The organism is Mesorhizobium loti CJ3sym (assembly GCF_000472785.1).
In the GTDB taxonomy this organism is placed as follows: Bacteria; Pseudomonadota; Alphaproteobacteria; order Rhizobiales; family Rhizobiaceae; genus Mesorhizobium; species Mesorhizobium loti_E.
The window spans coordinates 210,230-223,947 of record NZ_AXAL01000007.1 but is presented as its reverse complement, the minus strand read 5'-3'; the positions used below and the strand labels follow the sequence as shown (position 1 = coordinate 223,947).

14 protein-coding genes are annotated in these 13,718 nt (G+C 63.1%); 5 read left to right on the top strand and 9 right to left on the bottom strand.

Going from position 1 to position 13,718, the window contains the following annotated elements; all coding sequences use genetic code 11:
* Window positions 1–2: 2 nt before the first annotated feature.
* On the bottom strand, window positions 3–419 hold the full coding sequence (locus A3A9_RS0111460) for a hypothetical protein (RefSeq protein WP_027058914.1): 417 nt from the start codon (window positions 417–419) through the stop codon (window positions 3–5).
* Window positions 420–443: 24 nt separating this feature from the next.
* Entirely contained in the window at window positions 444–1,151 is a 708-nt protein-coding gene (locus A3A9_RS0111455) for a metal-dependent hydrolase (protein WP_027058913.1), read from the bottom strand.
* 124 nt (window positions 1,152–1,275) lie between these two features.
* Between A3A9_RS0111455 and ruvX the strand changes: the two genes are divergently transcribed.
* Window positions 1,276–1,782, top strand: coding sequence for a Holliday junction resolvase RuvX (gene ruvX, locus A3A9_RS0111450; protein ID WP_027058912.1), 507 nt, complete (start codon window positions 1,276–1,278; stop codon window positions 1,780–1,782).
* Here ruvX and A3A9_RS0111445 read toward each other — a convergent pair.
* From A3A9_RS0111445 to A3A9_RS0111435, 3 genes are all read right to left on the bottom strand, one after another.
* Window positions 1,700–2,041 (bottom strand): DUF6105 family protein, encoded by a 342-nt coding sequence (locus A3A9_RS0111445; RefSeq protein ID WP_033838495.1) that lies wholly within the window; start codon window positions 2,039–2,041, stop codon window positions 1,700–1,702. The genes ruvX and A3A9_RS0111445 overlap by 83 nt on opposite strands.
* Entirely contained in the window at window positions 2,041–2,589 is a 549-nt protein-coding gene (locus A3A9_RS0111440; protein ID WP_027058910.1) for a hypothetical protein, read from the bottom strand. The genes A3A9_RS0111445 and A3A9_RS0111440 overlap by 1 nt, the downstream gene beginning before the upstream one ends.
* A gap of 145 nt (window positions 2,590–2,734) precedes the next feature.
* On the bottom strand, window positions 2,735–4,363 hold the full coding sequence (locus tag A3A9_RS0111435; RefSeq protein ID WP_027029066.1) for a DNA alkylation response protein: 1,629 nt from the start codon (window positions 4,361–4,363) through the stop codon (window positions 2,735–2,737).
* A gap of 177 nt (window positions 4,364–4,540) precedes the next feature.
* Here A3A9_RS0111435 and A3A9_RS0111430 point away from each other — a divergent pair, with 177 nt between their 5' ends.
* From A3A9_RS0111430 to dprA, 4 genes are read left to right on the top strand one after another with little or no spacing between them, the layout of a single operon-like run.
* Window positions 4,541–5,521, top strand: a complete 981-nt coding sequence (locus tag A3A9_RS0111430; RefSeq protein WP_027058909.1) for an aspartate carbamoyltransferase catalytic subunit — start codon at window positions 4,541–4,543, stop codon at window positions 5,519–5,521.
* On the top strand, window positions 5,518–6,804 hold the full coding sequence (locus A3A9_RS0111425; protein ID WP_027058908.1) for a dihydroorotase: 1,287 nt from the start codon (window positions 5,518–5,520) through the stop codon (window positions 6,802–6,804). Before A3A9_RS0111430 ends, A3A9_RS0111425 begins: the two co-directional genes overlap by 4 nt.
* Before the next feature lie 57 nt (window positions 6,805–6,861).
* Window positions 6,862–7,449 (top strand): glycerol-3-phosphate 1-O-acyltransferase PlsY, encoded by a 588-nt coding sequence (gene plsY, locus A3A9_RS0111420; RefSeq protein ID WP_027058907.1) that lies wholly within the window; start codon window positions 6,862–6,864, stop codon window positions 7,447–7,449.
* 17 nt (window positions 7,450–7,466) lie between these two features.
* On the top strand, window positions 7,467–8,600 hold the full coding sequence (gene dprA, locus A3A9_RS0111415) for a DNA-processing protein DprA (RefSeq protein WP_027058906.1): 1,134 nt from the start codon (window positions 7,467–7,469) through the stop codon (window positions 8,598–8,600).
* Between the two features lie 9 nt (window positions 8,601–8,609).
* Here the strand turns inward: dprA and A3A9_RS0111410 are convergent, their stop codons facing one another.
* The 4 genes from A3A9_RS0111410 to A3A9_RS0111395 all read right to left on the bottom strand — a co-directional run bounded on the left by A3A9_RS0111410 (window position 8,610) and on the right by A3A9_RS0111395 (window position 13,700).
* Window positions 8,610–8,822, bottom strand: coding sequence for a hypothetical protein (locus tag A3A9_RS0111410; RefSeq protein WP_027058905.1), 213 nt, complete (start codon window positions 8,820–8,822; stop codon window positions 8,610–8,612).
* A gap of 55 nt (window positions 8,823–8,877) precedes the next feature.
* On the bottom strand, window positions 8,878–9,660 hold the full coding sequence (otsB, locus tag A3A9_RS0111405) for a trehalose-phosphatase (RefSeq protein WP_033838494.1): 783 nt from the start codon (window positions 9,658–9,660) through the stop codon (window positions 8,878–8,880).
* On the bottom strand, window positions 9,660–11,429 hold the full coding sequence (locus tag A3A9_RS0111400) for an alpha,alpha-trehalose-phosphate synthase (UDP-forming) (protein ID WP_027058903.1): 1,770 nt from the start codon (window positions 11,427–11,429) through the stop codon (window positions 9,660–9,662). Before A3A9_RS0111400 ends, otsB begins: the two co-directional genes overlap by 1 nt.
* A 108-nt stretch (window positions 11,430–11,537) precedes the next feature.
* Entirely contained in the window at window positions 11,538–13,700 is a 2,163-nt protein-coding gene (locus A3A9_RS0111395; RefSeq protein ID WP_027058902.1) for an amylo-alpha-1,6-glucosidase, read from the bottom strand.
* Between the last annotated feature and the right edge of the window lie 18 nt (window positions 13,701–13,718).

Below are 13,718 nucleotides of genomic sequence, written 5' to 3'. Positions count from 1 at the left end.
CGTCATGGCAGGGCAACGCCCTCGCACAGATAGTAGCTGCCGCTGTTGCCGCTGGCCTCGCTTTCGTCGTCGATGGGCCGGACCGAGACGAGATCAACCTGAGTCGGGTTCATTTGCGTCACCGAGAGCACGTCTGGAAAGACATAGCCCGGCTCCTGGCAGATGGCTGTCACCGCCCAGCTTGGCGAGCGTGTTGCCTTGCTGATCTGAACGAACTCGCAATTGTATTCAACGCCTTGCAGGCCGTGCGCCGACAACACGACATTGCCGGCGTCGATCAGCGTCTGCAGCGTATCCTTCTTGGCCTGTGCACAAAGCTCCTCGGACTGGAGGTAGACGCCTTCGATGAAGTCATCGGCGGCAAGCGCCGGCGACGCCGCGGCAAACATCGAAATGAAAAGAGTTTGCCGCAACGCCATGGATTTGTTCCGCTTTAGCCGTCTCTAGATCGTAATCGTCTCACCAATCTTCGGCAACGCTATTTCGACGCCGGACCCTTCCAGGCCGGCCTGGAATTTCTCGGCCGTCGGATCGATCATTGGAAACGTACCGAAGTGGCAAGGAACCACCGTTTCGAACTTGAAGAAGCGGCGGCAGGCGAGTGCCGCCACAGCACCGCCCATGGTGAAACGGTCGCCGATCGGCACGATGCCGATCTTGGGCTCATGCAACTCGTTGATCAACGCCATGTCGGAGAAGATGTCGGTATCGCCCATGTGGTAGAGAGTCCGGTCTTCCGGGAAATGCAGGACGAGACCGCCCGGATTGCCGAGATAGGTGTTCTTGCCCCCGTCTTCGCCAAACGAAGAGGAGTGCAGCGCCTGGACGAATGTCGTGGTGAAGCCGCCGCAATCGACCGTGCCGCCAATGTTGCCGGGATTGATCTTGTTGCCGTCGGCACCCTTGCCGACCAGATACATGCAGATCTCGAAATTGGCGACCAGCTGGGCGCCGCTCTTGCCGAGGACTTCCAGCGCGCCGCTGATGTGGTCGCTGTGCCCGTGCGTCAGCAGAACATGCGTTACTCCCTCCGCCGGTCCTTCCCAGCCGCCCGTCCAGGACGGATTGCCGACCAGATAGGGGTCGATGAGGATCTTGGCGTCGCCGGTTTCGATACGGAAGGCCGAGTGGCCGTACCAGGTCAGTTTCATGAATGCTTTCCTCGATTTTTGCCAGGCCAAAGGATAGAACGCCGATAGCCCCGAGATCAAAGGGTTACTGTGCCCATTGCGCGTTTGACAAAACACGTGGTGGTGAAAAGGCGAAGGACCACCGTTGAGCATTATCACGATCGAAGAATTGCCGGCCCGGCTTGCCGGCGGAAAAACATTGGCGGGGCTCGATCTCGGCGACAAGACGATCGGCGTTGCGGTTTCCGACCGGAGATTCTCTTTCGCTCATCCGCGCCCGGTCATCATGCGAAGGAAGTTCTCGCTCGATGCCGCAGTCCTGCTGGCCTTGATGCAGAAGGAGAACGTTGGCGCGGTGGCGATCGGGCTGCCGATCAACATGGATGGTTCGGAAGGTCCGCGTGCGCAGAAGTCACGCGCCTTCGTACGCAACATGGCGCAGCTGAGCGACCTGCCCTTCGTGTTCTGGGATGAGCGGCTGTCGACGGTCGCCGCCGAACGGACGCTGATCGAAATGGATTTCTCGCGCGCCAAACGCGCCGGCAAGATCGATTCGGCGGCCGCGGCCTTTATTCTGCAGGGAGTTTTGGACCGGCTTCAGTCACTCGATGCAGCCGATCGAACGGGACAGGACCCGCCCAGCGCCGTCTGACCCAGCCGGCGATTTCGCGGCGGCGGCGAAACGCCCATAACGCCATCAGCAGAAACCCGTCGAAGATGCAGGCCTTGGCCACCATGCCGGGGATGATCGCCGGATCAATGCCGAGCATCTGGCCATAGAGCTGGAACACAAAATCATGCAGTTGCCGGGTCAGCATGACATAGCCGAAATTCATGTCGTTGAGCGACAGGTAGAACCAGCCCCAGAACAGCGCCATCGGTGCCGCCCACAATGCGAAGATATAGCGCATCAGCTGCCTCCCTTGCCGTTCGGTCCGGTTCGGCCCGATATCATGGAGAGCAGCGAATTGTGGGCTGCCGCCTTCGCCATGCCGTGTGCCGTGGCGCGAAAATCGGCGTCATCCGACACGGCTGCCGAGCGCCGCTCGGCGAGCATCGCGACATAGGAGGCCAGAAGTGCGGCGAGTTGCACGGCCACCACCATGAACAACCCGTTGATGCCTTGGGCCGCGCCGCCGATCAGGATCATCGACATCACACCAGAAGCGGAAATGAAAGCGATGCGCACCACGCTGTCGGCACCGGGGCTCGCCGCATCGTTGATCAGCGTATCGATAAAGGCCCAGAAGAACAGCACCGACACGACCAGCAGTGCAACCGCCAGCGGCGCGACCACGACGATGTTTTCCAGATTGACGAAGCGGGCGCTCTCTATGGTCACGCCCAGCACGCCAAGCGCTGCCGCAACACCGCGGTTTCCATCGATGCAGATCAGCGCCAGCAGGGCGAAAACGATCGCCCAGTGCACAGACAAAAAGGAGGTCAATACGTGTCGCATCGTGGTTCCTGCTTCGGCAGGAATAACAGTGGGCTTTGCCGCCCGCCGCCGCAACGGAAACCATTTGTTAAGGTTAACGGCCATCCACAGGGCGCACGACGATGCCCTCAGACGTTTCCAAATCCAGCGACGAGCCGCTCGCGGCTCAGTTCACCGGCGGATAGAGCGTATCGATGATCATGCGCGCGTCGTGGCGCGAATCGAGCATACCGTAGGTGTTGCGCCACTGACCGGCCAGGCGCGTCTCGACGAAGGCATCGGCAATCCGCCCTGCCCCAAGCCGGCGCAGCTCGGCCGCCGCGGCTGACAGCGCCAGCTGTTCCGTCAGTAACCGGGCTGAGCCCTCGTCGGTTGAAGCAACCTGCATCGCCGCCTTCAGAACGCCGACCGTGCCGCGTCCGCCGGCACCGAGATCACGGTCTATCCCCCCCAGCACCTCTTCGAACAGGCCGGGCGCGCGGCCAAGCACACGCAGCACGTCGAGCGCCATGACATTGCCCGACCCTTCCCAGATCGCGTTGACCGGGGCCTCGCGATAGTAGCGGGCGAGCGGCGCTTCCTCGACATAGCCGTTACCGCCAAGGCACTCCATCGCTTCGTAAAGCAGTGCTGGCGCGATCTTGCAGACCCAGTATTTGACGACCGCCGTCATGGCGCGCGCAAAGGCCGCCTCGCCGCGATCGCCCGCCGCCTCGTCGAAGGAGCGCGCCAGCCTAAACGACAGCGCGGTTGCCGCGGCGACATCCAGCGCCATGTCGGCCAGCACGCGCTGCATCAGCGGCTGCTCGATCAAGGCCGAGCCGAAAACCTGTCGATGGCGGGCATGATGAACCGCTTCCGCCAGCCCTGCCCGCATGATGGCCGAGGATGCCACCGCGCAGTCGAGCCGGGTCAAAGTCACCATGTCCATGATAGTCTTCACGCCGGCGCCGGGTTCGCCGACCATTTCGCCGATGGCGTTGACGAATTCGACCTCGGAAGACGCGTTGGAGCGGTTGCCGAGCTTGTCCTTCAGCCGCTGGAAGCGGAAGCCATTGCCCGATCCGTCGCCAAGAACACGCGGCACCAGGAAGCAGGACAGCCCTTCCGGCGCCTGCGCCAGCACCAGGAAGGCGTCCGACATCGGCGCCGACATGAACCATTTGTGCCCAGTCAGGCGATAAAAACCGCTGCCGGCGCGCTCGGCCCTCGTCACATTGGCACGCACATCCGTGCCGCCCTGCTTCTCGGTCATGCCCATGCCGAGCGTCAGCCCGGTCTTCTCCACCGGCGGCTTCTGGCTCTGGTCGTATTTGCGCGTCGTCACGCGCGGCGCCCATTCGCGAAACAGCTTTGGGCTGGCCATCAATGCCGCCAGCGAGGCGCTGGTCATGGTGATAGGACAGAGGTGCCCCGTTTCGAGTTCGGCGGTCAGATAGAAACGCGCGGCACGCACCTGGTGGCGACGGCCGATCTCGGCGTCACCATTTTCCCAGACCGAGGAATGCAACCCGTTCGCCACCGAACGACGCATCAGGGCGTGGTAAGCGGGATGGAACTCGACCAGGTCGAGGCGCCGCCCCTGGCGGTCATGTGTCCTCAGTTTCGGCGTCTCGACATTGGCGAGGCGTGCCAGTTCCTGTGCTTCCTGGGTCAGCACGAAACGGCCAAGCCCGTCGAGTTCCCTGCGCACCGGATCGGAAAAGCGCTCGGCAAGCTGGATCAGCAACGGATCGCCTCGCCAGGCGTTGCCGCCCGTCAGCGGCGGCGGCTGGTTCGTTACGTCGTCGGTCACGCCCAATCCTTCAATCCGTAGAAAGGTCCCTGTCGTGCGAAAGCCACGAATCCGAGGCCATCGGCTAGATATAGCCAAGCGTTGCCGCGCGCGCGACGAAAATACCGGGGAGAACGGCGCCAATGTAAAGCTGGTGCTTGCAGGCGCAAAATCCGCACCCTATAGCACCCCCTTGAGATGACCGACGCTTCGTCCCTGCCACTCTATCCTCACCGCCATCTTCTGGGCATCAGCGACCTTTCGCCCGCCGACATCGAGCTTTTGCTCGATCGGGCGGATCTGGCGGTCGCGATTTCGCGGCAGTCCGAGAAGAAAACCTCGACGCTGCGCGGCCGCACCCAGATCAACCTGTTCTACGAGGCATCTACCCGCACGCAGTCCTCGTTCGAGCTGGCCGGAAAGCGGCTCGGCGCCGATGTCATGAACATGTCGGTGGCGAGCTCCTCGGTGAAAAAGGGCGAGACCCTCATCGACACGGCGATGACGCTGAACGCCATGCGGCCCGATATATTGATCATCCGCCATCAGTCGGCGGGTGCGGCGGCCCTTCTGGCCCAAAAAGTCGGCTGCTCCGTCGTCAATGCCGGCGATGGCGCGCATGAACACCCGACACAGGCGCTGCTCGACGCGCTGACCATCCGCCGCGCCAAGGGTCCGCTGTCGAAGCTGATCGTGGCGATCTGCGGCGACATCCTGCATTCGCGCGTGGCGCGTTCCAACATCATGCTGCTCAACGCGCTCGGCGCACAGGTTCGGGTCGTCGCCCCTTCAACGCTGCTGCCCTCCGGCATCGAACGAATGGGTGTGATTGTCACGCGCTCGATGGCCGAAGGCCTGAAAGACGCCGACGTGGTGATGATGCTGCGCCTGCAGCGCGAGCGGATGGAAGGCGCCTTCGTGCCTTCGGTTCGCGAATATTTCCGCTATTTCGGCCTCGACGCCGAAAAGCTGAAGGCCGCCAAGGATGACGCCATGGTGATGCATCCTGGCCCGATGAACCGCGGCGTCGAGATTGCCTCGGAAATCGCCGACGGCCCGCAAAGCGTCATCCAGGAACAGGTGGAAATGGGCGTTGCCGTGCGGATGGCGGTGATGGAAGCGCTGCTCGACCCCCGCCGTAATCAAGAAGGCCGTAATCAAGAGGGCCGCGGCGCATGAGCACGACGGTCTTTGAACGCGCCCGCATCGTCGACCCCTCGCGCGGCATGGACGAAGTCGGCTCCGTCATTGTCGATGGTCGCAAGATCGTTGCCGCGGGCAAGGCGGCGTTGAACCAGGGCACCCCCGAGGGCGCCATAACAATTGATTGCGCCGGCAAGGCGATCATTGCCGGCCTGGTCGATGGCCGCGTCTTCATCGGTGAGCCCGGCGGCGAGCATCGCGAAACCATCGCCTCGGCGAGCGTCGCGGCGGCAGCCGGCGGCGTCACCTCCATCGTCATGATGCCCGATACCGACCCGGTGATCGACAATGTGGCGCTGGTCGAGTTCGTGCTGCGCACCGCCAAGGACACGGCTATCGTCAACGTCTTTCCGGCGGCGGCGATCACCAAGGGTCTCGCCGGCCGCGAGATGACCGAATTCGGCCTGCTGCGTGAGGCTGGCGCCGTCGCCTTCACCGATGGCCGCCACACCATAGCAAGCGCGCTGGTGATGCGCCGCGCACTGACCTACGCCCGCGATTTCGGCGCCACCATCGTGCATGAAACCCAGGATGCCGACCTCGGTTCATCAGGCGTCATGAACGAGGGTCTGTACGCCAGTTGGCTCGGCCTTTCCGGCATTCCGCGTGAAGCCGAATCGATCCCGCTGGAGCGCGATCTGGCTTTGGCCCGTCTGACGCGCGGTTCCTATCATGCGGCAAAAATCTCGACGGCGATGGCAGCAAGCGCCGTGACACGCGCCAAAGCCGATGGTGCTGCCGTCACCTCAGGCGTGTCGATCCACAATCTGTCGCTCAACGAAAACGATGTCGGCGAATACCGCACCTTCTTCCGGCTGACGCCGCCGCTGCGCGCCGAGGAAGACCGGTTGGCGATGATCGAGGCGGTCAGGGACGGCACCGTCGACATCATCGTCTCCTCGCACGATCCACAGGATGTCGACACCAAGCGCCTGCCCTTCGCCGACGCGGCCGCCGGCGCCATCGGATTGGAGACGCTGCTTGGCGCTGCCTTGCGGCTGTACCACAATGGTGACGTGCCCTTGCTGCGGTTGGTCGAAACCCTGTCTACCGCGCCGGCAAGACTGTTCGGATTGCCAGGCGGCACACTGAAGCCGGGTGCTCTTGCCGACCTTGTGCTTGTCGATCTCGATGAACCCTGGATCGTCAGTGAAAGCGGCATTCGCTCGCGCTCGAAGAACACCTGTTTTGAAGGCGCGCGCCTGCAAGGCAAGGTCTTGCAAACACTGGTGGCGGGCCGCACAGTGTTCTCGGCATAGATCGGGAACGGGCGTCGCGCCTGATGCGGTCGACTAGGGGGAAATGCGGGGGAAACAATGACTTACGGCCTCATCCCAGCGTTGGTGTTCGGCTATCTCTTAGGCTCGATTCCGTTCGGCCTGCTGCTCACCCGCGCGGCCGGCCTTGGTGACGTGCGCAAGATTGGCTCCGGCAACATCGGCGCCACCAACGTGCTGCGTACCGGCAACAAGGGTCTTGCCGCCGCGACCTTGTTGCTCGATGCACTGAAAGGCACGGCCGCCGTGCTGATTGCTGGCCATTTCGCGCCGGAAACGGCGGTCTGGGCCGGCCTCGGCGCCTTTCTTGGTCACCTATTTCCGGCCTGGCTCGGCTTCAAGGGCGGCAAGGGCGTCGCGACTTACCTCGGTGTGCTGATCGGCCTTGCCTGGCAGGTGGCGCTGATCTTCGCCGTCGTCTGGCTGGTGATGGCGTTCCTATTCCGGTTCTCATCGCTTGCAGCGCTGACGGCAGCCGTCGTCGTGCCGATTGCCCTGTATTTCATGAGCACCCCGCAGATAGCCGTCCTGTTCGTGGTGATGAGCGTCATCGTCTTCATCAAGCATAGGGCGAATATTTCGCGCCTGCTTGCCGGCACCGAGGGCAAGATCGGAGCCAAGGGGTGAGCGAGCACGCCACCGCGATGAGCGAGCCTGCCGCCGGGCCGCGCCTCAGCGACCGGCAGCGGCTGAGCTGGCTGCGGCTGATCCGCACCCAGAATGTCGGCCCCGCCTCCTTTCGCGACCTGATCAACCGCTTCGGGTCCGCCGAGGTGGCGCTGGAAATCCTGCCGGAACTGATGATTTCGGGCGGTGCCAGTCGGATCGCCCGCATCCCGTCCATTGCCGAAGCCGAGGCCGAACTGGAAGCAGCCCGCAAGGCCGGTGCGCGCTTTGTCGGCATCGGGGAGCCCGACTATCCGCCATTGCTTAGAAACATGGACAATCCACCGCCTCTGCTGGCGGTGAAAGGCAATGCCGCCGTGTTCCGGTTGCCGGGGGTTGCCATTGTCGGTGCCCGCAACGCATCGCTGGCCGGCATCAAGATGGCGCGCATGCTGGCTGCCAGTCTTGGCGGCGACGGCTACGGCATCGTGTCGGGGCTGGCGCGCGGCATCGATACGGCGGCACATCAGGGCAGTCTGTCAACCGGCACGATCGGTGTGCTGGCCGGAGGCCTCGACCTGCCCTACCCGCCCGAAAATGCCGGTCTGTGTGACGAGATTGCCGAGCGCGGCGCCATCATCTCCGAAATGCCGTTCGGCTGGCAGCCGCGCGCCCAGGATTTTCCGCGCCGCAATCGCCTTGTCGCGGGCGCCGCCCTTGGGCTGGTGGTGGTCGAGGCGGCGCAGCGTTCGGGATCGCTGATCAGCGCCAGGCTTGCCGGCGAAATGGGCCGGCTGGTCTTTGCTGTTCCCGGCTCGCCGCTGGACCCACGCGCGGCCGGCACCAACGGCCTGCTCAAGGACGGCGCCACCCTGGTCACCGAAGCCTCCGACATTTCCAGGGCAATCGCGCCGTTGACCGGCATGCGCGCGCCGGAAATGCCTCCGTTTGAAGACCCGCCGGATTTCTCGGCCACACCGCCGCCCGGCGAGAGCGACCGCGCCCGCGTCATCGAGGCACTCGGCCCGACGCCGGTGTCGGTCGACGAGATCATCCGCCACACCGGCCTGCACCCCGCCCAGGTCTTCATGGTGTTGCTGGAATTAGACCTCGCAGGTCGGCTCGAACGCCATGCCGGCGGTAATGTTTCGCTGGTTTTCGGGGACGGCTGAGCGCGACCGTCAATGGCGGTTGCGGCCCTTCCCGCCGGTCTCTGCATAATCCGCTGTGTTGGCTCCAAACAAATCGTTCTCGACAGCCTTGCGCCAGACTGCGTCGGCGTCTGCGGGACGCAAAGACTCAGCTGCCGTCTTGGCATCACCGCTTAGTGGCTCAGAGCGCCGCCTAAGCCAGGCGGGCATGATTTCCCGGATGAGGCTTGTCAGTTGCGTCATTACAAACTCCTTTCCATGCGCGCCTGAAGCAGGAGTGGCTCGGGTGCCATCCAGTTCATTTCGCCATTGCGGCCAGCGTGGCCGCGGTCTCGCGTCTGCTCATCCCGTCCAACCAGGCCAAGGCCGCATCCACACCGGCCAGCACAAAAGGTGCCGCTGTCGATCCATGCGGCTTTATGCGAACCGAGATGCCGTCCAATTCGTTGACGACCTCGAACCCGTTCTCATCGGATGTATCGTCACCGAGGAACACCGGCCGCCGTCCCCTGAAGGCCGGAACTTGCATGAAGCGCCGGATGGCTGCTCCCTTCGCCGCCTCCAGCGGCATCAGCTCCACACCGGCATTTCCGGCCAAGACCCGATATCCCGCGGGTAACTTGTGCAGTGCCTGTTCGACCAACTCAGTCGCCCGCTGCAGCAAATGCGGGGCCGCGCGCGTGTGAATGGCCAGGATCGGGCCCTTGCGCTCGATATAGACCTCCGCATTGTCCAGTTCCGTCGCGATTTCGTTGGCAAGTGCGGCGATGTCAGCCGGTTCGCTGGCCGCCTCGACCGGCCCATCACGCGCCAGCCTGTGTTCGAGGCCATAGAGGCCGGCGGCGCGCAATCTGAGGGGCTGGAAGAGATGGTCGACGGCGGCGATCGAGCGTCCCGTGATGAACGCCAAGGCTCCGTCCAATTGTGTTTCAAGCCGTGCCAACAGCATGCGCAGCTCCTCACTGACAACCACCGCATCGGGATGTGCGGCATGTTCGAGAAGCGTGCCATCGATATCGAGGAACAGGCTCCATGGCCCTTGCGGGACGACGGGTTCCGGAAGGTTTGACGATATCGACATCACAGTGCCGCCACGCGTTTGCGTTCGAGCAGTGATATTACGTTGGCAGGGATCGTGGGAGCAGCGCCGACGGCTCGGTCGACTGCATCACGCTTGCGCAAACGCGCCGCGTCGAGAAGCATGCTGCCTGCCCATCGATAGACATTGTTTTCGCGCACGATCTCGCGCATGCGTCGCATGCGCTGGGTTTGCTCGTCTGGCGACATGGTCAAGGCCTGCAGCAGGACGTCACCCATCATTGCCGCGTCATAGGGATTGACGATCAGCGCCTCCAGCAGCTCCTTGGAGGCGCCGGCGAACATGCTCAGCAGCAAGACGCCTTGCTCATCGTCGCGCGCGGCGACAAACTCCTTGGCAACCAGGTTCATGCCGTCATGCAGGCTGGTGACCATGCAGACGTCGGCGGCGCGGTAGATTTCGTAGACCTGCAGCTGCGAGTGATGTTCCGTGACCATCAGGACGGGCGTATAGCCTTCGCGGCCATAGCGCTGGTTGAGATCCTCGGCATGGCGCATGCACTCTTCGTACAATTGCTGGTAGGCGGGCAAGGTTCCGCGGCTGGGCGCCGCGATCTGCAGGAACGACACCTTGCCGATCCATTCCGGGTGAAGCGTCAGCAATTCATCGAGCGCGTTGAAACGATCGAGGATGCCCTTGGTGTAGTCCAGACGCTCAACGCCGACGCACAGTTTGACATGTTCTGCCAGTCCGAATTTCTCGCGAACCTGGCGACGGCACTGCGCCACGTCTGGCAGCTTGTCCAGTTGCGGCGGCGACCATTCGATTGAAATCGGATAGGCGTGAACCAGACTGATCTGGCCGCCATAGGAGATGGCCGAATCCTCGCGCTCGATCCTGCTTTCCAGGAAACGGTCGACGCTGTCGATGAAGTTGTTGCAATGGAACTGGGTGTGAAAGCCGACGATTGAACTGCCGAGCAGGCCCTCAAGGATCTTCTCACGCCACGGGCAGATGCTGAACACTTCCGAATTCGGCCAAGGGATGTGCCAGAAGGTGATAATAATCGCCTCAGGCAGGCGCTCCCGGATCATTCGCGGCAGCAGTGCAAAATGGTAATCCTGGACCAGCACGATCGGCCGCTCGTTACGGGCTTCCGCTACGACAGTGTCGGCGAATTTGCGGTTGACCGCTTCGTAGGCTTCCCAATCGTAGGCACGGAATATCGGCCGGGTGAAGGCGATATGGCACAGCGGCCAGAGGCCCTCATTGGCAAAGCCGAGATAGTAGCCTTGCTGCTCTTCCTCGCTCAGCCAGACGCGGCGCAACGTGTAGGAAGGATTGTCAGGCGGCACCTCGATCCGGTCGTTCTTGTCGACCACAAGCGCGTCGGCCGAACCGCCGCCATAGGCGATCCACGTGCCCGCACAGGCGCGCGTTATCGGCTCCAGGGCGGACACGAGCCCGCTGGCGGGTACGACCAGCTCGATGTCGTCGCCCTTGCGGTTGTGGATGTACGGCTCACGATTCGAGACGACGATCACCTGGGCATCGGGCAGTTCCGTGGCCAGTATGTGGCGCAGCGTCTCGGGCGACCACTGTGCCAGCGCGGCGACGGTGGACTGCCCATTCTTCTCGAATTCCGGCACCGGGCTGGGAGCCGGATCGGCCTTCACAGCAGCAAGCCTGCGGCTCCTGCGCGACCGCACCATCATCGTCATCAGCGCAATAAACAGGACGCCAACAGCTACAAGGATGAAGAGCCACAATGCGAAGATGGGAATGACCAGGGACGAACTGTTGTCGGGCATTAAAATCGATTACCTTTCAATGGGATACCGAACAGACTCCATCTTCTGGAACTTCGGCGCCCATAGTCTGTTGACCAACGCCCCACCACGCATGATGGTTCCGGTTTTTCAGCTCCTCACCACAAGAGGCACCAGCCCCTCATGCGGCTCGGCGAGGAAAGCGCCAACACGATCTCCGACGCGCTGGAACGTCAGATCCACCGTCGCCTGCCCGACCGAAAGATGACGAAGGACGAGGCTGTCGATGCCGATCGGCAGGCGCGGCCGGGTAACATGGATCTCGCCTGCCCAGCCATCGATCTGAAGCCCGAGGCACGACTGCATGAGCATGAAGGCGGAGCCGGCGGACCAGGCTTGCGGCAGGCACGCCACCGGATAGGCAATCGGCGCTTCGCCAGCCGCGCGCGTAAAACCGCAAAACAGTTCCGGCAACCGCATGTTGAAATGAACGGCGGATTCGAAGGTCCCACTCATCAGCCGCACCACATCGTCGCGGATACCGTATCGCGCCAGTCCGGCGGCGCAGATCGCGGTATCGTGCGGCCAGATCGACCCGTTATGATAGGACATCGGATTGAAGAAGATCGCGTCGTCCGCCAGCGTTCTCAATCCCCAGCCGGAATGGAACGAGGCCGACAGCAGCTGGTCGGCGACCATGCGTGCGCGATCAGGGCTGGGAAGGCCGACGTAAAGCAGGTGACCGGCATTGGATGTGCGCACCTTGCAAGGTTGACCCTCGCCGTCCAGTGCCAGCGCATAGTAGCTCAGGTCTTCGATCCAGAAATGGCGTTCGACTTGCTGGCGAAGTGTATCGGCGCGTATTTCCCACCCCTCCGCCCGCTCCGTTTCGCCACGCAGCCGCGCCAGTTTCGCCAACCCCTGGAACGCCGCGAAGACGTAGCCCTGCACCTCGACCAGTGCGATTGGCCCCTTCGGAATGCTGCCATCGGCGTGAAAGACGGAATCAAAACTGTCCTTCCATCCCTGGTTGGCCAGGCCGGATTCCGCAGCGCGCTGGTAGGTGAGGAATCCTGTCGAACGGCTCGCCGTTTCGATCCACTCGGCCGCGGCACACAGCGAGGGCCACAGCGTATCGATGAAGGCTGTGTCCCCCGTGCGATCCGCATAGGCGCAGGCAAGATGGATGTAGAGCGGCGTCGTGTCGACACCGCCATAGTAACGGCCGAAAGGCAGCTCGCTGAGCGCCACCATCTCGCCCTTGCGGGTCTCGTGCATGATCTTGCCGGGTTCGGAATCGCTGAACGGCGAGGTCTCGGTCGCCTGGTGCTGGGCAAGAAACGCCAGAACGCCTCGCGCCAGCCCGGGATTGAGCCAAAGCATCTGCAGGGCTGAAATCACACCGTCGCGGCCGAAGGCGGTGGAGAACCACGGAATGCCGGCATAGGGATAAGGCCCGGTCGGCAGTTCCGTCGTGAGCAGCGCGACATCGGCGCGAGCCCGAGCCATCCAGTCGTTGAAGACGCGGCCCGAACTGTGCAGTGTCGCACCATGCCGGCGTTTGGCGCGCATGCCGAACCGAGCGCGGGCGGCCGCAGCGCGAAACCGGCGGCTTTCGGGGCGTTCGTCTGTCTCATTGCCCACTTCCAGGTAAAGCGTCTGGCTGCTGCGCTTGGTGACGGCGATGACGAAATCCGCCTGGTCGGCCGTCAGCTGATCGGGCGTCTGTGAAAATGATATCGCCGATGTCCGCACCACGTCGTCCAGGCCATCGTAGCGCAGCACGACCGCGTTGCGGGCAATCTCGGCCGTGTGGGCAGTTCCACGCTTCGCGCGGGTCGAGCCCCGGACCTCGAACATGTCGCGGAAATCGGCACCAAAGCGCAGCGACAGCAGGATCGTCGAATGCTCCCTGCTGTAATTGGAGAGCGTTATGCGCTCATACAGCCTCTCCTCCCACAGCAGCCGGACGCGCTCGATATGGATCGCGCCTTGCGGAATCTGGCGGCCCGCGGCGCTCTCGATCGGCAGATTGGTCAAATTGGTGGTGAACAGGACATTGTCCTGGCTAAGCGACGCGCCAAGCAACGACGTCGACCGCCCGCCAACGGTGAGGCGAAACTCGGAAAGCACGCGCGTGTCGTCGCGGAAGAACCCGTCGCCAACGCCGCGTATGTCACCATAGGCATCGGCGACGACAAAGCAGTCGCCGTGCTTGAGGGCGAACTGCCTGTGCGGCTCCCGGGGCGCTGTCTCATCGAGAGACGCCAGTGCTATCGCTGGATCGAGCGTGCGCTCGTCAAGTTGGCTGATGGTCAAAGTGGCCTGTCC